16 protein-coding genes are annotated in these 18,554 nt (G+C 50.6%); 5 read left to right on the top strand and 11 right to left on the bottom strand.

The window, feature by feature from the left end; all coding sequences use genetic code 11:
• Nucleotides 1-116: 116 nt before the first annotated feature.
• Nucleotides 117-926: a pyrroline-5-carboxylate reductase gene (gene proC / locus ACLJQD_RS12300; protein ID WP_000412193.1), complete on the top strand. Its 810-nt coding sequence runs from the start codon at nt 117-119 to the stop codon at nt 924-926.
• A gap of 14 nt (nt 927-940) precedes the next feature.
• Here proC and adrA read toward each other — a convergent pair whose 3' ends face one another.
• The 5 genes from adrA to ACLJQD_RS12275 all read right to left on the bottom strand — a co-directional run bounded on the left by adrA (nt 941) and on the right by ACLJQD_RS12275 (nt 5,464).
• A complete protein-coding gene (gene adrA / locus ACLJQD_RS12295) occupies nt 941-2,053 on the bottom strand; it encodes a diguanylate cyclase AdrA (protein WP_000484098.1) in 1,113 nt (370 codons plus the stop codon).
• 91 nt (nt 2,054-2,144) lie between these two features.
• Nucleotides 2,145-2,465 carry a phosphate starvation-inducible protein PsiF gene (psiF, locus tag ACLJQD_RS12290; RefSeq protein ID WP_017441686.1) on the bottom strand — a complete coding sequence of 107 codons (321 nt, stop codon included), beginning with the start codon at nt 2,463-2,465 and terminating at the stop codon, nt 2,145-2,147.
• A 348-nt stretch (nt 2,466-2,813) separates the two neighbouring features.
• The gene (gene iraP / locus ACLJQD_RS12285; protein ID WP_001518423.1) at nt 2,814-3,074 is read right to left on the bottom strand and encodes an anti-adapter protein IraP; all 261 of its coding nucleotides are present in this window, start codon (nt 3,072-3,074) and stop codon (nt 2,814-2,816) included.
• 296 nt (nt 3,075-3,370) lie between these two features.
• Complete coding sequence (locus tag ACLJQD_RS12280; RefSeq protein WP_000446768.1) at nt 3,371-4,582, bottom strand: multidrug efflux MFS transporter; 1,212 nt, start codon at nt 4,580-4,582, stop codon at nt 3,371-3,373.
• Between the two features lie 168 nt (nt 4,583-4,750).
• Nucleotides 4,751-5,464 carry an extensin family protein gene (locus ACLJQD_RS12275; RefSeq protein ID WP_000480794.1) on the bottom strand — a complete coding sequence of 238 codons (714 nt, stop codon included), beginning with the start codon at nt 5,462-5,464 and terminating at the stop codon, nt 4,751-4,753.
• A gap of 77 nt (nt 5,465-5,541) precedes the next feature.
• Between ACLJQD_RS12275 and ddlA the strand changes: the two genes are divergently transcribed.
• Complete coding sequence (gene ddlA, locus ACLJQD_RS12270; RefSeq protein ID WP_001096588.1) at nt 5,542-6,636, top strand: D-alanine--D-alanine ligase; 1,095 nt, start codon at nt 5,542-5,544, stop codon at nt 6,634-6,636.
• Between the two features lie 25 nt (nt 6,637-6,661).
• Here ddlA and ACLJQD_RS12265 read toward each other — a convergent pair whose 3' ends face one another.
• Entirely contained in the window at nt 6,662-6,877 is a 216-nt protein-coding gene (locus tag ACLJQD_RS12265) for a DUF2754 family protein (RefSeq protein WP_001239243.1), read from the bottom strand.
• 267 nt (nt 6,878-7,144) lie between these two features.
• Between ACLJQD_RS12265 and ACLJQD_RS12260 the strand changes: the two genes are divergently transcribed.
• Nucleotides 7,145-7,453 (top strand): YaiY family protein, encoded by a 309-nt coding sequence (locus tag ACLJQD_RS12260; RefSeq protein ID WP_000763139.1) that lies wholly within the window; start codon nt 7,145-7,147, stop codon nt 7,451-7,453.
• A 37-nt stretch (nt 7,454-7,490) separates the two neighbouring features.
• Here ACLJQD_RS12260 and yaiW read toward each other — a convergent pair whose 3' ends face one another.
• Nucleotides 7,491-8,585, bottom strand: coding sequence for a surface-exposed outer membrane lipoprotein YaiW (yaiW, locus tag ACLJQD_RS12255; protein ID WP_001271421.1), 1,095 nt, complete (start codon nt 8,583-8,585; stop codon nt 7,491-7,493).
• 14 nt (nt 8,586-8,599) lie between these two features.
• Nucleotides 8,600-9,820 (bottom strand): peptide antibiotic transporter SbmA, encoded by a 1,221-nt coding sequence (gene sbmA / locus ACLJQD_RS12250; protein ID WP_000477024.1) that lies wholly within the window; start codon nt 9,818-9,820, stop codon nt 8,600-8,602.
• Between the two features lie 347 nt (nt 9,821-10,167).
• On the opposite strand from sbmA, the gene ampH reads away from it, so the two are divergent.
• Nucleotides 10,168-11,325 (top strand): D-alanyl-D-alanine-carboxypeptidase/endopeptidase AmpH, encoded by a 1,158-nt coding sequence (ampH, locus tag ACLJQD_RS12245; RefSeq protein ID WP_000830777.1) that lies wholly within the window; start codon nt 10,168-10,170, stop codon nt 11,323-11,325.
• Between the two features lie 44 nt (nt 11,326-11,369).
• On the opposite strand, the gene iprA is transcribed toward ampH, so the two are convergent.
• Together iprA and ACLJQD_RS12235 are read right to left on the bottom strand one after the other, a co-directional pair.
• The gene (gene iprA, locus ACLJQD_RS12240) at nt 11,370-11,993 is read right to left on the bottom strand and encodes a hydrogen peroxide resistance inhibitor IprA (RefSeq protein WP_000950242.1); all 624 of its coding nucleotides are present in this window, start codon (nt 11,991-11,993) and stop codon (nt 11,370-11,372) included.
• 85 nt (nt 11,994-12,078) lie between these two features.
• Nucleotides 12,079-15,057 carry an autotransporter outer membrane beta-barrel domain-containing protein gene (locus tag ACLJQD_RS12235; protein ID WP_017442107.1) on the bottom strand — a complete coding sequence of 993 codons (2,979 nt, stop codon included), beginning with the start codon at nt 15,055-15,057 and terminating at the stop codon, nt 12,079-12,081.
• A gap of 512 nt (nt 15,058-15,569) precedes the next feature.
• Between ACLJQD_RS12235 and hemB the strand changes: the two genes are divergently transcribed.
• The gene (gene hemB / locus ACLJQD_RS12230) at nt 15,570-16,544 is read left to right on the top strand and encodes a porphobilinogen synthase (RefSeq protein ID WP_000130724.1); all 975 of its coding nucleotides are present in this window, start codon (nt 15,570-15,572) and stop codon (nt 16,542-16,544) included.
• 103 nt (nt 16,545-16,647) lie between these two features.
• Here hemB and prpE read toward each other — a convergent pair whose 3' ends face one another.
• Nucleotides 16,648-18,534 carry a propionate--CoA ligase gene (prpE, locus tag ACLJQD_RS12225; RefSeq protein WP_017442106.1) on the bottom strand — a complete coding sequence of 629 codons (1,887 nt, stop codon included), beginning with the start codon at nt 18,532-18,534 and terminating at the stop codon, nt 16,648-16,650.
• Between the last annotated feature and the right edge of the window lie 20 nt (nt 18,535-18,554).

The following is an 18,554-nucleotide window of genomic DNA, read 5'->3' as shown; positions in this document are numbered from 1 at the left end:
TCTTTTATTGTCTCGCGCTTTTGTCTTTCATCAAAGTGCTGTTTCTCCTTCTGCCCGTTTTCAATCCGCGTTAAGCTAACCATTCCCCATAACACACAAACATAGGGAGTGACGAGATGGAGAAGAAAATCGGTTTTATTGGCTGCGGTAATATGGGCAAGGCTATTCTTGGCGGACTGATTGCCAGCGGTCAGGTACTTCCCGGTCAGATCTGGGTCTACACCCCCTCCCCCGATAAAGTTGCCGCCCTGCATGACCAGTACGGCATTAATGCGGCGCAAAGCGCGCAGGAGGTCGCTCAGGTCGCGGATATCGTTTTCGGCGCGGTAAAACCGGGCATTATGGTGAAAGTGCTCAGTGAAATCTCCTCCAGCCTGAACAAAGACTCGCTGGTGGTCTCTATCGCCGCAGGCGTAACGCTTGATCAGCTTGCGCGCGCGCTGGGACACGACCGTAAAATCATTCGCGCTATGCCGAATACGCCGTCGCTGGTCAACGCAGGAATGACCTCCGTCACGCCCAACGCGCTGGTCACACCGGAAGATACGGCTGATGTGCTGAATATTTTCCGCTGCTTTGGCGAGGCGGAAGTGATTGCTGAGCCGATGATCCATCCGGTGGTTGGCGTGAGCGGATCTTCGCCGGCCTATGTCTTTATGTTTATCGAGGCGATGGCGGACGCAGCCGTTCTGGGCGGTATGCCTCGCGCTCAGGCTTATAAATTCGCCGCGCAGGCCGTTATGGGATCGGCGAAAATGGTACTCGAAACCGGAAAGCATCCCGGCGAACTGAAAGATATGGTGTGCTCGCCTGGCGGAACGACGATTGAAGCCGTACGCGTTCTGGAAGAACGTGGCTTCCGCGCTGCGGTAATAGAAGCGATGACGAAGTGTATGGAAAAATCAGAGGCGCTCAGTAAATCCTGAAGCCCGGCTGGACGTCATGCCGCCACTTCGGTGCGGTTACGTCCGGCATTCTTTGCTTTGTAAAGCGCCATATCCGCAGACTTTAACCATTCCCGATAATGACCGATTTGTGGCGTTAACGGCGCCACGCCCACGCTGATACGTAACATGACCTGCGGCGCGCCCGGCAAGCGTAAGGTATTTAGCCGTTCATGCACTCGCGACATGGCGGTAATCGCGCTGTCTGCCGGCGTTCCGCACATAATCACCGCAAATTCGTCGCCGCCAAAGCGCCCGATAATATCACTCCCGCGTAGCGTTAACTGTAATTGACGCGTCAGGGCGATAATAGCCTCATCCCCAACATCATGTCCCCAGGTGTCGTTAATGCTCTTAAAATGATCGATATCGATAATCAACAATGTCGCCTCCCGATGGTGGCGTCGGCTGTGATCGAATTCATTACGTAATAAAATTTCCCAGTGGCGTCGGTTATAGACGCCGGTCATGCCATCCCGCGAGCTCATCGCCTGCAAGCGTCGCTTATGTTCCGCTAATTTAATGGCCGTTTGATAACTTACCCAGGCGAACAGAAGCGGATACAACATAATGACGGGCAAAGAGAGCGTGACTTCCAGCGATGAGCTTCGCATCGCGACGGGTAGCCCGGTAAGCTGCAACGTCACCAGACATGACGCCAGCAAAAGGCCCATTCCGACAGTGAATAGCCGCCGCCCGCCAGCCCCCATCAGATTCATGCTCATCATCATAAACAGCGCGGCGGCAGGCAACATATTGACGCCCATCAGCGCGATCCACATGCCGGAGAGGATCGCATCCACTTTCAGGTTGTAAATTTCCTGGCGTAGCGGATCAAGGGCTTTCGCCGCCCACTGCCACGCCAGATGCGGCCAGACAAAAGACCAGCCGACCAGCAATAGCCACCAGCCGCCAAAGACAGGTTGCGACACTAACACGGCGGCCACCGGTAAAAACATCCCCCCTAACCCCACCGCGCGCGGTAGCCTGATGCGCCGGGCGAAGCGCAATCCGGAGCGCTGACGATCATCAGAAGGGTCAGGCGGCGCTACCGCCTGTTCAACCGCTTTTCGGTAAAAATTTTCATCATTCATTATTTTTGGGAACATTTAGAAACAATTTTCCCAAATTATAGAAACAGAGCGCATGGAGGAAGTATGAAATTTCGGGTGAGTGTTTTTCAGGGCTCACCCGATAGCACTACGCCGCTTTTTTCAGGCAGGCGCTCATAAACTTGCTACGGTCATCGCCTTTCAGGGATTGTTCCGTCGCCTGAACATTGCATTCACGCATTTTCTGCTGTTGCGGCGTCAGGCTTTTCTCGCCAGGGGCTGACTGACTGTTTTTCAGGCAGTCGCTAAGGTAGGTTTTACGCGCATCGCCTTTCAACGCTTGCGCTGTCGCCTGCTGATTACAGGTCGTCATGCGCTGCTGTTGCGGCGTTAACGGTTTTTCGGTTGCACCAACGGTCGTTAAAAAGACCAGGCCAAAAAGTAAAGTCACCAGTAATGTTATTTTCATAGCACCATCCTTTTGTCAGTGTACGCATTACACGTTGTCCCTTTGGGAAATATCCCAGGGACTTTATATAAGTCTGGCTGTTACTGGCAAAAATACCACCCGGCAGTAAAAGTATTACTTACCGTTAGCAATATATGTTTTATTGATTGACAAACCGTAGGCTAATGTGCAACTCGATTATCCACAGTCACGCAGGATGCAGAAGAACAACGCATAACGTTACACTGTTATTACCATAGCCGCTTCGTTTTTATTTTGCTCTGTATTAACCAGAAGAAAATAAAAACGAAGCGGCTATGGTATTTCATAAAAGTAACGTTATAACAACTGTATTGTTTTAAAATACGATTAGTGCCGGGGGTGTCTCAGCAACTTTTTTACATATTGGCGCAGCAATTCCGTATCGTGATCAGGAACGCTGGCATCCGGCTTTACGCCTTCAAGTGCCCCCTCTACCTGACGTATCAACATCTCCTGCTCGTTTTGCGCCATGTTACGTAACATTGCTGTGACGATAATCTCTAACGCTTCTACCTGAGCAACCAGTTCTTTCGACTCTTCTTCTTTTTGGGCTAGCTTAAGCAACAACTCTGCTATGAGATTTTTCATGACCATATTTCCTTATTAGTTCCAGGGTGACGTTATCACTATGAAGAACCACTGCCTAGAGGCTGAAAGTACTATTTTTATGATACAGGAAGAACTTTACACAAATAATTATCACTGTCGCCGCAGCGAAACGTTTCTCAGACCGAAAACGAGACGATAATAAACCATCAAAAAACAATAATCACGCTATATCATAATTTAAGGTTATGCCATCTATAGAAAAACTTCACGGATAAAGAATATATCTTTTAATTTAAACCATATCGTAACGGCAGAAGCGCCGTTACGATGCACCGCTATTGGCCTTTCGCTTTTTGCGCGTTACGCCGACGACGTAACGCCAGGGTCAGTTGCCCAATATTGATCAACACGATCGCCGCCGTAGCGATAAAAACCCAGCGGAAACCGGCCATCGCCGATACCGTCGCGCCCATCAACGGCCCAACCACGTTGCCCAGGTACATAAATGACTGGTTGTAGCCAAAAATACGTCCGGTAATTTGGTCGCTGGAGTATTTCACCAATAACGTTTGTACGGCGGGTAACATCGCGCCATCGGCAAAGCCCAACAAGAAACGCAACAGCCCCAACTGGAACGGCGTGGTGACCCAGGACATCGCGAAGAAAAGCAGCACTGCGCAGATAAGCGTGGCCATCAGAATTCTTTCCGTGCCGATTCTGTCGCCAAGTTTTCCCAGACGAGGCGCGGAGATAAGCGCGGAGATACCGGGCACCGAGGCAATTAACCCGCTAAGAAAGGCGATGTTATTACTGTCCGGCATCATTGATTTGATAAACAGCGCCAGGATTGGACTGATGGAACCATTACAGAGTTGAATGACCATCGTGGTAAAAAACAAACTGATCACCAGCGCAGGATAAGGTAACGACGCAAAAACGGCTTTACCGCTCAGGCGTTCGCTTTTCTTGATGACCGGACGCACGCCTTCTTTAATTAAAAATAGCGTGACCAGAAAGCTCACCACCAACAGCATGGCGGTAATCAGAAATACCGCCCGCAGCCCGATATGATCCGCGACAAAGCCGCCCATTAACGGCCCGCCGATAACGCCGCTGATCTGCGCGGTAGAAAGCGTACTGAGCGCCCAGCCGCTACGTTCGCGCGGTACCTGAGAGGCTACCAGCGCCATGGCATTGGGGATATAGCCTGACGTTAACCCCATGATTCCGCGCAGCAGGAAAAGTTGCCAGACATGGGTCGCAAATGCCTGCAGTAGAATAGCTATCGCCATCCCGAGCGACGCGCGCAATAGCATCAGTTTACGCCCTTTACGATCGGCAAGACTGCCCCACATCGGCGACACAATGGCGGAAATAAGAAACGTGATGCTAAACGTTAACCCGGACCACATTGATAACGCTTCATGGGAAGAGACGCCAAGCTGGGAAATATAAAGGGGTAAGAATGGCAGGATTTGGCTGATTGCCAGCCCGGTAAAAAAACATCCAAACCAAACGGAAATTAGATTAACTTTCCAGGATTCCATAAGACTCGTAACGGTAAGTAGCTGAAAATACGCGTTAGCTTATCAAGTTCTCTTTTTCCTGGTGGTTCCAGAGGTGCGATACGTCACACTTTGCTATTTTGTCTCCCCGTTCATCATTTTTGTGAAACATGTCACATTATATAGCCGCGCAAGGCAGACGTTTATGCTTTAACGACACACGCCGTAGCCCCGCATTCCAAGATGAAAATGGTTAGCATGCGCAGCGTTATAGTCAGGCCCGAGCCCATTGCCATAATAATGGCAACTGGCGTTTAACATAGCGCGTAACCAGGGCCCCGTCTCCTGACGCCCCCAGCCGCGCAGAACAGTGATTTTTCGGCCATCTGATAGCTGAAACCCGCTGACATCCAGCGCTTCTGCGCTGGCATGTTCACTGCGACGCGCATCCGGGCGGTGATAAATATTACGGCAGGCATAGCTGCCCAGATGTTCGATGCGGGTCAGGCGGCGCTTCATCCACGTTTCTGTTAAAGGTTTTGCCTGCTGTTCGACAAACAGCGCGGAGCGCAGCGCCAGCGGGCAGGAGGCTAAAAAACTGCTGCTCAGTTTAACCTGGCCAAAATCTCTGACGCGCACAACATGGGACAAGGGACATTCACCAGCGCTATCCGCAACAGGTTGTGATGAAATTAATCCCTGTTGATTGGCCGCCGTCAAAAGCTCCCGGCACTGCGACGGCGTCAGGCGCTGTAGTTTAAAGGTAGTGATCCAGCCTGGCGGATCGGCAAGTTGTAGCGGAGCAAAAGGATTATAATAAGAGGGAAGATAACGATATCCCAGCCCGCCAATGCCGCCCAACAGCACAATAATCAGAAAACCCTTACCTCTCACGCGGCCTCCGTTCTCACATCCCATAAACATTATGGCAGAACCCCGCGAAACCCGCGTTTTGTCGTGGTAATGTATACGCTTTGCATTCGATGGAATGGGTTTTTAAGATGGCGAAATTGCGGGTAGGAATAGTATTTGGCGGTAAGTCGGCGGAACATGAAGTGTCTTTGCAATCAGCGAAAAATATCGTTGATGCGATCGATAAAACCCGCTTCGACGTGGTGCTGTTAGGGATAGATAAAGCGGGACAATGGCATGTTAACGATGCGGAAAATTATTTGCAGAATGCAGACGATCCGGCACATATCGCGCTACGTCCTTCGGCAATCAGTCTGGCCCAGGTGCCTGGCAAACATCAACACCAATTGATTAACGCCCAGAACGGGCAGCCGCTACCGACGGTAGATGTTATTTTTCCTATCGTCCACGGTACGCTGGGCGAAGACGGCTCATTGCAGGGGATGCTACGCGTCGCAAACTTACCGTTTGTCGGTTCAGACGTGCTGAGCTCCGCAGCCTGCATGGATAAAGACGTCGCCAAACGACTGCTACGCGATGCAGGACTGAATATCGCCCCGTTTATTACACTCACCCGAACGAATCGTCACGCGTTTAGTTTTGCCGAGGTTGAATCCCGTCTGGGACTGCCGCTGTTCGTTAAGCCCGCCAATCAGGGCTCTTCGGTCGGCGTCAGTAAAGTCGCTAACGAAGCGCAATATCAGCAGGCGGTCGCGCTGGCTTTCGAATTCGATCATAAAGTGGTGGTGGAGCAAGGGATCAAAGGGCGCGAGATCGAATGCGCCGTATTAGGTAACGATAACCCACAGGCCAGTACCTGCGGCGAAATCGTACTGAATAGCGAATTTTACGCCTACGATACTAAGTATATTGATGATAACGGCGCACAAGTTGTCGTGCCTGCGCAGATCCCTTCCGAGGTGAATGACAAGATTCGCGCGATCGCGATCCAGGCTTATCAGACGCTGGGGTGCGCGGGTATGGCGCGTGTCGATGTCTTTTTAACGGCAGACAATGAGGTCGTGATTAACGAGATCAATACGCTGCCAGGTTTTACCAATATCAGTATGTATCCAAAACTCTGGCAGGCGAGCGGATTGGGCTATACCGATTTGATCAGCCGTCTGATTGAGCTGGCGCTGGAACGCCATACGGCGAATAATGCCTTAAAAACCACGATGTAATAGCGCACGCCCGATAGCGCAACGTTTATCGGGCGTCTTTTACCTCATCCTCTTCGCGCCGGCGAATGATGAACCCCGCCAGCCAGAAGCTAATAATCCACGTTACCAGCCCAACGCCATAGGTTTGCCATCCTTTCGCCTCAAAACCCAGCAATCCTACGACACCATTCAAAATAAAGATAAGGCCAATAGAGAAGGCATAGTAGTGCCAGTCACGACGAATTTTTACGGGCAAACGCATAACGACTCCGACGTATTAACAGCAACAAAAACGTATTTTTGCATACTTCTGGCGAGCGAGTCTGTGGGGGATACGGAATTTCTTAAATGTTAATTGATTTTGATAAAAGTGATCGTTTTGTGACAACTAACAAAAATTTACGCGATGGATACATTCCGTATGTGAAATTACCATGATTCTGATATTGACAAACACAATGACCTGTCAGACTTCACAGTAAGCCGATGGCATAACGCCAGATCGTAGCCGATCATCCTGGAGGTCTTTATGGCTGATTTCACTCTCTCAAAATCGCTGTTCAGCGGGAAGCATCGAGAAACCTCCTCTACGCCCGGAAATATTGCTTACGCCATATTTGTACTGTTTTGCTTCTGGGCCGGAGCGCAACTCTTAAACCTGCTGGTTCATGCGCCGGGCATCTATGAGCATCTGATGCAGGTACAGGATACAGGTCGACCGCGGGTAGAGATTGGGCTGGGCGTCGGGACGATTTTTGGCCTGGTGCCCTTCCTCACGGGCTGCCTCATTTTCGCCGTTATCGCCGCGTTTTTACGCTGGCGTCACCGTCACCAATAAACCTTAGCGCGCTGGAGAAAGTATCCCAGCGCGAAATTTATCGCCCCATACACCGCGCCCGCCGCTCATCAACTCGTTTAGCAAACCAGGCGGTCGTCAGCTTGCGTGTGATCTTCGGACTTTCCAGTTGAATACCGGGCAACATTTCCCGCGCAAGCGTCTTGCCCGTTTTGGCCTCGGCCAGTTTATAGACTTTCTTGTAGAGCGCCGTTTTTTCAAACGCCAGGCTATCGCCTTTCTCCAGTTGGCTGCGAATTTCACGCTCACTCATTCCCAACTGCCCTGCCAGTTTGCGCACCGCTAACTCTGTTTTGCCCGGTTCCTTGCTGTTATAACGAATCAGATCGCCATCCAGCGCCAGTTTTACCCCACTGGCTTTACTGACGGCATTCTGGAACGCAGCGTTACGGCTGGCGTACCATCCCGCGTTGAAGTCGGCGAAGCGGAAAACAGGCGCGCTGTAGTTCGCCGGGTAATTCAGCAAATGGTAGGTTCCAAACCACAACCCGCCACGGCGCGTAAAGACCTCCTGACGTACCGTACCCGTCATCTTCCACGGATAGCCTTTCGCGTGCTGTTCGGCAAAGGCAATGCTGACCTGCATCGGGCCGCCCGTATGCACCGGGTTATATGAGCCAAATAGCGTCTGCCCCATAGGAACCATATTAATAAAATCGTCAAAAATAGCGCTAAGCTGTTTTTCGGTTTTTACCGTGTCCAGGCGTTCGCTATAGCTCTTGCCGTTGGGGGAGTTAATTTTCAGCGCGGTGTGCACCAGAAACAGCGGAATGTGTAGTCGTTCAGCGCGGCGATCAATCTCCTGCCAGGCGATTTTACTTAGCCCCGGCACGACAGGATCCGCCTGATAACCGGACTCCTGCTGGGCGACAGCCAGCACCGAACAGATATTTTCTACCGTCGGCGCCAGCCCCTGGCTCTTAAACGTTGTCGCGATATCTTTCGCCCAGGCCTCTCTGTCTTTGACACTGGCCGGCATTTTCTGACGAACTACGCTTGCCACGTCGACAGGCTTCTCGCCCTTGCTCACCGGCTGCCCGGATTGACTACTACAGCCAGCCAATATGGCGACCGCCAGAAAAGGCAGAGGATAAAGACGGGACGCCGCCGACATAACGTTTCCTTCTGTTAGCTAAAAGAGTGGGTCACTTCCTGAACTGGCTGACCATCCAACTGGCGTTCAAAGCTACGTAAACGTTTATAAATAGACATCAGCTCCACCAGAGTCGTCCAGGAGTTAATCAAATACTGGAACGAACCGCGCACCTGACCAAACACGTTGGTGATTTGCGTCATCAGCCCCAGCGTAATCGTACCGGCAACAATGGAAGGAAACAGCAGGAACAAACCGAAAACGTTATCGACCTGCAAATAGAGAATGCGCGCGATGTTGAAATACATATAGTGAAAGTAGAGACGGAAGTAGTTATGGCGCACCGCGCTAAACAGTTCACGGACGGTGGGCGGCGTGGCGCGGCTGGCGTCATCTTCACCGTAGACCAGCTCCTTACGATAAGCGGCTTCCACTCGCTGATTTTTAAATTCCAGCCCCGGCAATTTGATCCCGACGACCGCCAGCAGGCCCGTCCCCATTAATGACCAGACTATAGCGGCAATGACCAGGCCGTAAGGGATATGCCCTACGATGGGTAAATTCGGCACATGCGCTGACAGAGTGACCAACACCGGCAGAAAGGCGATGAGCGTCATGATGGCATTGATAAAACTCACGCCCATATTCTCCAGTGTAGAGGCAAAACGCATGGTGTCTTCCTGCACACGTTGGGCGGCCCCTTCGATATGGCGCAGGTACTGCCAGTGCGCCATATAGTGCTCATTCATTGCGGTACGCCAGCGAAATACATAGTGGCTGACAAAGAAGTTGTTCAGCACACCGATCACCACGGCGATAAGCGCAATACCGAGAAACACCCCCACTTCATGATAAAATTGACCAAGAGTGACCTTGTGCGGCGAGCTGAGCGCCGTTTGAATCAAATCATAGAACGGCGCGTACCAGGCGTTAACCGCAACACCAACCTCCACCAAAAACCAGGTGACAAAAATAATGAGCGAGGTGCCAAGTATCGACCAGTACTGCCAGCGGTGCGGGCTATAGATGAACCAGAACGTTGCAAATAATCCCACGCAAATCAGGTAATAAGCATAAAAAATCAGATAGTCCAGCGACCAGAAGCGCGCTGCGCTGATAGGCACTTCATCGGATGCCCCTACAAGTCGCGCCACCCAATCTCCTCCTCCTGCCTGCCAGAAAATGACGGCGATCAGCGCCCAAACAAACGCCGACATGAAAAATGGCCCTGGCTTTGGGAAAAAAGATTTAAACATCATGCTCTCCTGCTAACTTCTTCTCTTTATTACGGCTGCTGTGATGACGGCAATATCACGCCATGCCCACGCAAATGAAAGGGCTAAACCAGGCATTGTGACCTACGTTGTGACGCTTAGTTCGCACTTCTGCTCAACAGAATTGTTTCGACGAGTTTCATCCTAAGCAGGCAGGCTGACGCTATCAGGTTATCACAAGCGCTCTATCACAAAAGTAAACATTCTCCATCACGAAAACCCGCCTGTTACGTTTTTTCACCCACTTTTTTCTCTTTAACGTTTTGCAATGTGCCGCCGGGTAGTATAAATACGCATAACCACCGTTATTTCACTTATGGACATCACCGTTGAAACGTAGTCTGCTTTTTACTGCCATGCTGTTTGCGGCATCACTTACTTCTGTCCAGGCGGCTCAGCCGATTGCCGATCCGGTTTTTGCCTCTGATATCGTTGATCGTTATGCCGAGCATATCTTTTATGGTAGCGGCGCCACGGGCATGGCGCTGGTGGTGATCGACGGCAATCAACGCGTGTTTCGTAGTTTCGGTGACACCAGACCGGGCAATAATGTTCGTCCACAGCTTGATTCGGTCATTCGTATCGCTTCTCTCACCAAGCTAATGACCAGTGAAATGTTGGTAAAATTGCTCGATCAGGGAACGGTAAAATTAAACGATCCGCTCAGCAAATATGCGCCTCCCGGCGCGCATGTCCCGACGTATCAAGGCACGCCGATTACGTTGGTCAACTTAGCAACCCATACCAGCGCGCTTCCGCGAGAACAGCCCGGCGGCGCGGCGCATCGTCCGGTATTTGTCTGGCCAACCCGCGAACAACGCTGGAACTGGCTCTCCACAGCAACGTTAAAAGTCGCGCCAGGCTCGCAGGCGGCCTATTCCAATCTGGCGTTCGACCTGTTAGCCGACGCGCTGGCGACCGCCTCCGGCAAACCTTATACGCAACTGTTTGAAGAAAAGATTACCCGCCCGCTGGGAATGAAAGACACCACGTTTACCCCCTCTCCCGATCAGTGTAAGCGTCTGATGGTGGCAGAGAAAGGCGCAAGCCCCTGTAATAATACGCTGGCAGCCATTGGCAGCGGCGGGGTCTATTCTACGCCAGGAGATATGATGCGCTGGATGCAACAGTATCTGTCGTCAGATTTCTATCACCGTAGCCAACAGGCCGATCGTATGCAAACGTTGATTTATCAGCGCACACAGTTAAAGAAAATCATTGGGATGGACGTACCGGGTAAAGCCGACGCACTCGGTCTGGGCTGGGTCTATATGGCGCCAAAAGACGGACGTCCTGGCATTATCCAGAAAACAGGCGGCGGCGGCGGTTTTATTACCTATATGGCGATGATCCCACAATATAATATTGGCGCTTTTGTGGTCGTAACCCGTTCCCCCCTCACTCGTTTTACCAATATGAGCGACGGGATTAACGATTTGGTTACTGAGCTAAGCGGCAATAAACCGATTGCTATTCCTGCATCCTGAGTCGTCGCGCCTCGCGCTATATCAGACGAGGCGCAACATTTTTGTTAATATTCGGAGGGCAAACGGTTAATACTGATCAGTTTGCCTTTATTCATTTCAATGTAATTACCCTTACGCAGGGCCGCGAGAACTTCCGCCACCACCGATCGCGATACGCGCGTTCGTTGATGAATATAATTCATAACACCAATACGTGAGCGAAGTTCTTCATCCCACTCAATCATTGTCATTAACGTCGCACGAATCTGGTCGTAAGAATTATTACCAATGAGCTGCTTGTCACGAAGTTCCAGTACCTGACTTTTCCATACTATCCAACAGAAGGCTTCACGCCACAGTTGGTTCTGCTCAATGATGGCGAGAGTTTGTGATGATGAGAGGCGATAACCGATGCAACCGCTCTCCGCAATTAATTTATATTGTGCCTCTTTTTTCGCCACACCATCGGCTAAACCGAAAATAAAGGGGGCCTGCACAATACCAATAAGAACTTTATCACCCCGAACTAACGAAACAACCCCCTCTAAAATAACAAAGGTATGGGTATTACTTTCATCAGGTGAACAGATAATCTCTTTATCATTAACAAACTCGAAACGCGTACCATGCTTAGAAAGGCATTTATCGAGTCTGTAGAATTCCTGTAGTGGCTTGCTTAAAGATAACATATGCATTCCTTGCAATAATGCCCGTCAAGTCCTTGACGGGCATTTTTCAGTTTAAATTACCTTTATTTCTCCTGAGAGAAAATGATTACCAGGTATATTTAACACCAACGTTTGCAGACCAGTCTTGATCAACATCACCGCCGCCGAGGTAGTTAGCATCGGTGTAGGCGCTGAAGTTCTTCGTGAAGCTGAACTGAGTACCCAGACCAACACGTACCGCAGAACCTTCTACGCCGTTGTCGATAGAGTCGCCGTTTACGTCAGCATCGTTGTTGGAGTCGTCGTAAACGTAAGCCAGTTTGAAGTACGGGGTCAACGCCTGATCTTCGCTGTAAGTGAAGGTATAACCTGCATCTACACCGAGTTCATAACGCATGCTGTCGTAAGACTGACCGTCAACTTTCATGTCGTTGCTCAGCTGGTAGTCGTCGCCAGACTGGAACAGACCGGATACGCTGCCGTAAGGCGTTACGTAACCTGCATCACCCAGCTTCAGATCATAACCCAGTTTCAAGCCGAAGCCCCAGGCGTCAGAAGAGGTGTTGCCGTCAACGTAAGTACCGTCGCTCATGTTAGCAGACAAATCGTTGTTGAAGTGAGAGTAGCTCAAGTTACCGTCAACAAAGATGTTGTTTGCGAAACGAGCGGAAGAGTAGATGTAGGCAGACTGGCTGTCCTGATCCACCTGACCGGTACGATCGCTCAGATCGCCTTTCGCGAAGCCTGCTGCCGCACCAACGATCCACTTAGCGTTGTTACCATCAACTTTGGTATCAACACCGACCATGATGCCATTAACATCCTGATCGTAGTTAATGGTGCCGTTGTCGCCGTTGAAGTTACCACCGAAGTAGCTTACCCATGCGCCGCCGTTATCCGCCAGGCCATGACGAGCGTTGGTCAGACGAGTACCAACGGTGTCTTGTTCCAGGTTCCAGATATTGGTGTTCGCAGAAGGAATGCTCAGCGCCATGTTAGCGTAGTCGGTCAGTTCCATCTGTTCCAGCACGACAGTGTTGCCTTCCTGCTTAGCCTGATAGGTGTAAGCACCCAGGTCAGCTTTGTTTGCTGCAGAGAAGGTTGCGTCGGTGTTTACGTCATTGACACGAATCAGCTCGTTGCCTTTGTAATCCGCAACAGAACCGGCACCAGTAGCGTTGTCGATGCGCACTTTATAGTTACCAGTTGCGGCTACAACGTTGTCAGTGTAGCTATTATCCGCTTCACCGTTAGCACTGTAAGTAGTATCGGCAGTGTTATCACCGTTGTAATAATCACCATTACCATTCACGGTCAAATGACCGTCAGAAGTCATAGCGATGACACCGTAACCATAGGTAGCGTTTGATGTATCGGCTGTGTTGGTGTGGCCGTTAACCAAATCAGCATTCAGCACATAGTCGCTGTTGTTGATGTTAAATACACCAGCGTTGGTCAGTTCCAGAGTATCTGTACCGAAAGAATCGGCATCAAATTCACCAGCACCGATGCTGAATTCACCGCCGTTTGATACGGTAATAGTGTTAGCATACAGATAAGCAGTTTCGTTTGTCAGATCAACTTTACTGTAACTATCAACCGTCAGGTGATCGGTATCAACTTCACCATAGGAACTGAGGTTCATCGTTGAACCATTGGTCAATGTGATGGTGTCTGCGATTAAAGAAGAACTATCAGCTACGTTAACCTGAGAACCATTATTAACAGTTAGGGTATCGACGTTTGAAGTGTTTACCGTATCCCATTCAGAACCGTTATCCAGCGCTACAGTGAAGATACCGCTCTGGAAGGTCTTGTCATCAACAACGTTGCCCCATTTATCCACAGTAGAACTTGGTTCTAAGCTGTTAGTACCATCTTCAAGATCGTACATATCAGCCGGTGCGATATACTCATAGCTAAAGTATGCGTCACCTACCCACTTACTACCGTTATCCAGTTTGAGGTTCAGTTCATCAACGTTATCGTTGTCGTGACTCCAACCGCCATTCGTATCTTCTACGCCATCATTGTTGGTGTCATAACCGATTGGGCTGAAACCATCGCTGGCGCTGATAACACCATCGCCATTGGAATCAGCATTCGCGTCGTCAGCATTGTTGAAGTTACTCGTAAACACAACATCACCCATCAACGTTGAACCGTTGGTGAACGTAACATTGTTCTTCATCGAATAGTATGAGTCAGGATCATCTGAGAACGATAAAGCAGTGTCATTCGGATTATGATACCAGGTTCCTGTCGTTGCATCATAAACAGCGTTGCCAGAATAATCGCTTGGCTCTTCAGAGTTTCCGTACCAGCCGCTACCTTCTAACGGAGTAAAGGCACCAGACGTTACGGTTGAATTGTCAACCGTAATGGTATTGTCCCAAGTATGAGCATAAGCACTATCACCGCCAGTAGCATAATCCCCATTATAAGTATTACCTTGGCTTAAAGTGATACCTGCAACACGAGAATTATCAGTAATATTGATATTGCTTTCTACATCTAACGTAACTGCAGTGCCTAGATAAGCATAATCTGCGGTACGCATATCTTCTGATGTTCTTTTACCATCAGCATCCAGATAGCTATCGGTAAAATAAAAATACTCATAATCGTCATCAATGGTGGAATCAGCAATATTCAGATTAAATGTATCACCATCGTTCCATCTATAATCAACATCTGTACCATTTGTCCAACCATACTTGTCATGATCATAAACTAGTTCAGAAGTAATCATGCCGTGAATGGTTGAATTATAGATGTTCAACGTATTTGCGGTGTTATCTGCATAATCGTTGTTCAGGTAATAAGTAGAAATTACCCCATTAACTACATCACCGTTGAAGGTCTGGTCATAAGCACCATCAGTTGTGTTGTTGTAAATGTAACCATTATAGGTAATGTAATTCAGATTATCTGCATTTTCCCAGTCACTCCAGCTAAATGCAGTGTCTGCGTCGTCATGATACCCAAAAGTGTTATAAGTAGTAGCATTCGCCTGAGAAGTGATTGCCAGAGTGCAAGCCAATGCTAATTGTGAGACTACAAGTTTCTTTTTCCAGGAGTGCATTTGTCATCCCTCCTCAGGGACGTAATATAGTTGATCCATCAATTATCAATGCATAAAAACATAGAGATGTTTAGCAAGAAGGATTATGCGGCGTCATTGCTAAAAGGTTCAATTATTCTTTATCCTCAGTCCGGATTCGGACATGAATTAAAAGGACGTAATAAAAGGAAATTTTATAATTGAAAAGCATTCTTTTTCATGACCTTACAAGAAAATAAAAAAACAAAATACATATAAGATAAATATGGATTAAAGAAAAACAAAATAAACATGAATAATGTTGAAACCCACATTTACTTAAATGACGATGAAATAAAACTAAAAACAACGTAAAACTAATTCTTATTTAAAATGATATAGTGCCTGAGGTATTAATCTTCGGTATATAAAAGAAGCGCCATGTTCTGCCGCCGCCGGGGCTGCGCCTGCTACGTTAAGGACCGTTTTCGTAAAACATCTGCCTGCAGATTCAGGTATACTGGGCCTTCGATTCCACAAACATCAGGCAGACCATGACAGACCTTATCCATCGCCCTCGCCGCCTGCGCAAATCCGCTGCGCTGCGCGCTATGTTTGAAGAGACAACACTTAGCCTGAACGACCTGGTGTTGCCGATCTTTGTTGAAGAAGAACTCGACGATTACAAAGCTATTGATGCCATGCCCGGCGTAATGCGTATCCCGGAAAAGCAGCTGGCGCGAGAGATTGAACGTATCGCAAATGCTGGCATTCGTTCCGTTATGACCTTCGGCATTTCCCACCATACTGATGACACCGGCAGCGATACCTGGAAAGAAGACGGTCTGGTGGCAAGAATGTCCCGCATCTGTAAGCAAACCGTGCCGGAGATGATCGTCATGTCCGACACCTGCTTCTGCGAATACACCTCGCACGGCCACTGCGGCGTGTTGTGCGAACACGGTGTGGATAACGATGCGACGCTGGCCAACCTCGGCAAGCAGGCCGTTATCGCGGCGGCGGCTGGAGCAGATTTTATTGCGCCCTCCGCGGCCATGGATGGACAAGTCCAGGCTATCCGCCAGGCGCTGGATGCCGCCGGTTTTACCGATACGGCAATAATGTCCTACTCCACTAAGTTCGCCTCTTCTTTCTACGGCCCCTTCCGTGAAGCAGCGGGTACCGCGTTAAAAGGCGACCGCAAGACGTATCAAATGAATCCGATGAACCGCCGTGAAGCGATTCGCGAATCACTGCTCGACGAAGCCCAGGGCGCGGATTGCTTAATGGTGAAACCGGCCGGCGCGTATCTGGACGTGCTGCGTGAAATCCGCGAACGCACAGAGTTGCCGCTTGGCGCTTACCAGGTGAGCGGTGAATACGCCATGATTAAATTTGCTGCTATGGCTGGCGCCATCGATGAAGAAAAGGTCGTGCTGGAAAGTCTGGGCTCGATTAAACGCGCCGGCGCCGATTTGATCTTCAGTTACTTCGCGCTGGATCTGGCTGAAAAAAATATTCTGCGTTAATTCTGTTACAGGGCGGCGCGCTGCCGCCCTTTCCCGACTTTACACCCCACTATTCAGTCGCAAACGCTAACCCGTTGCCGGACGCGGCTTATCCGGCTTACGGCTATTCCTCGATCGCCTGGCGAATTTGCTGCAACGACGCGGGATCGTCAATGGTTGTCAGATCGCCCGGATCGCGGCCTTCGCAGATCGCCTGGATCGTGCGGCGAAGCATCTTTCCGGAACGCGTTTTGGGGAGCTGCGAGACAAACCAGACATGCGCCGGACGACCAAAGTGACCGATCTGGTTGTCCACCAGCGCCATAATCGCGTTTTCCTCGTCGCGCGCCGCCTCGCGATCCGCCAGCGTATCGCTCTGCTTCGGAATGACAAACGCCACCGCTACCTGCCCTTTCAGAGCGTCTTTTATCCCCACTACCGCCACTTCCGCTACGTTCGGGTAGCTGGAGATACTTTCTTCTATTTCTCGCGTCCCCAGCCGATGACCCGCAATATTAATCACATCATCGGTACGGCCCAGAATAAAGTAATACCCCTCGGAGTCGCGGATCCCCCAGTCGAAAGTGGCATAAACCTGACGGTTAAACAGCGACCAGTAAGTCTTCACAAAACGCGCATCGTCGCCCCAAATAGTCTGAATACAGCCCGGCGGCAGCGGCCCTTCGATCACCAGCATTCCCTTTTCATTTATGCCGCAAGGTTCGCCGGTGACTTCATTGAGTAGCTGGACGTTATAACCGTACATCGGCACGCCGGGACTTCCCAGACGCGGCGGCCTGTCGTCCAGCGCGCGGGCCAACGCCATGATCGGCCAGCCGGACTCCGTCTGCCAATAATTGTCGATAACCGGCACACCCAGCGTCTCCGTCACCCAACTGGCCGTCGGCTCGTCCAGCGGCTCACCGGCCAGATAAAGCGCCTCCAGCGAGGAGAGATCGTGATTGCGGATTTGCGCCGTCGGGAATTTTTTCAGCACGCGAATCGCGGTCGGAGCGGAAAACATCCGGTTAACCTGGTATTTCTCGACAATTTTCCACCAGACCCCGCAGTCCGGGTACGTCGGCAGTCCTTCGTAAACAATAGTCGCCATGCCTGCCAGCAGCGGCGCGTAAACGATATAGGAGTGGCCGACGACCCAGCCGATATCCGATGCGCAAAAGAATACGCCGCCCACCTTGCCGCCAAAAATGGTGTCCATCGAGGTTGCCAGCGCCACCGCATAACCGCCGACGTCGCGCTGGACGCCTTTCGGTTTGCCGGTAGTGCCGGAGGTGTAAAGAATGCACGAGGTTTCATTGGATTCCAGCCACACCACCGGCACTCTCGCGCCGAGATGCTGCTGGCGCAACGTGGCAAAATCCAGATCGCGCCCATCCACCCACGCCATTTTCGCCAGCCCTCTGTCCACCAGCAGAACGTGTTTCGGCTGATGCTGCGCCTGCGCAATAGCGTCATCGAGCAGCTTTTTATACGGCAGAATTTTACCGCCCCGCGCTCCGGCATCCGCCGACACAATCAGCGCCGGTCTGGCATCGTCAATGCGCGCCGCCACGCTGTGCGAGGCAAAACCGCCAAAGACCACCGAATGGATCGCGCCAATGCGCGCGCAGGCCAGCAGGGTTATCTGCGCTTCGGCAATCATCGGCATATAGACCAATACGCGATCGCCACGCTGCACGCCCAGCGACAGCAGCATAGCGGCCACAGCGTTGACTTCATCATGCAACTGGCTGAAGGTAAATGTGCGCTCTTCATCGGTCTCTGATGAGACGGCAATCAGCGCCAGCGCCTCCGGCTGCTTATCCCGCCAGCGGTCGACGGCGTTATGACATAAGTTAGTGGTGCCGCCGCAAAACCAGCGGGCAAACGGTGGACGGCTATGATCCAGCGTCTGCGTGAACGGCTGTCGCCAGTCGATACGCCGGGCCTGCTCGGCCCAGAACGCCTCCGGTTCGTTAATGGAACGCTGATAAAATTCGCTAAAAGACATCACGCTCTCCTGTTGAACTT

The sequence above is a fragment of the Salmonella sp. SAL04214 genome, assembly GCF_046550615.1.
Classification (GTDB): Bacteria; Pseudomonadota; Gammaproteobacteria; order Enterobacterales; family Enterobacteriaceae; genus Salmonella; species Salmonella enterica.
Note: the sequence above shows the minus strand (reverse complement) of the source record. Positions and strands in the feature narration are given on the sequence as shown.

Coding starts and splice junctions, on each gene's coding strand:
- proC (WP_000412193.1), top strand. CDS start 117: ATGGAGAAGAAAATCGGTTTTATTGGCTGCGGTAATATGGGCAAGGCT.
- adrA (WP_000484098.1), bottom strand. CDS start 2,053: ATGTTCCCAAAAATAATGAATGATGAAAATTTTTACCGAAAAGCGGTT.
- psiF (WP_017441686.1), bottom strand. CDS start 2,465: ATGAAAATAACATTACTGGTGACTTTACTTTTTGGCCTGGTCTTTTTA.
- iraP (WP_001518423.1), bottom strand. CDS start 3,074: ATGAAAAATCTCATAGCAGAGTTGTTGCTTAAGCTAGCCCAAAAAGAA.
- ACLJQD_RS12280 (WP_000446768.1), bottom strand. CDS start 4,582: ATGGAATCCTGGAAAGTTAATCTAATTTCCGTTTGGTTTGGATGTTTT.
- ACLJQD_RS12275 (WP_000480794.1), bottom strand. CDS start 5,464: ATGTTTATGGGATGTGAGAACGGAGGCCGCGTGAGAGGTAAGGGTTTT.
- ddlA (WP_001096588.1), top strand. CDS start 5,542: ATGGCGAAATTGCGGGTAGGAATAGTATTTGGCGGTAAGTCGGCGGAA.
- ACLJQD_RS12265 (WP_001239243.1), bottom strand. CDS start 6,877: ATGCGTTTGCCCGTAAAAATTCGTCGTGACTGGCACTACTATGCCTTC.
- ACLJQD_RS12260 (WP_000763139.1), top strand. CDS start 7,145: ATGGCTGATTTCACTCTCTCAAAATCGCTGTTCAGCGGGAAGCATCGA.
- yaiW (WP_001271421.1), bottom strand. CDS start 8,585: ATGTCGGCGGCGTCCCGTCTTTATCCTCTGCCTTTTCTGGCGGTCGCC.
- sbmA (WP_000477024.1), bottom strand. CDS start 9,820: ATGTTTAAATCTTTTTTCCCAAAGCCAGGGCCATTTTTCATGTCGGCG.
- iprA (WP_000950242.1), bottom strand. CDS start 11,993: ATGTTATCTTTAAGCAAGCCACTACAGGAATTCTACAGACTCGATAAA.
- ACLJQD_RS12235 (WP_017442107.1), bottom strand. CDS start 15,057: ATGCACTCCTGGAAAAAGAAACTTGTAGTCTCACAATTAGCATTGGCT.
- hemB (WP_000130724.1), top strand. CDS start 15,570: ATGACAGACCTTATCCATCGCCCTCGCCGCCTGCGCAAATCCGCTGCG.
- prpE (WP_017442106.1), bottom strand. CDS start 18,534: ATGTCTTTTAGCGAATTTTATCAGCGTTCCATTAACGAACCGGAGGCG.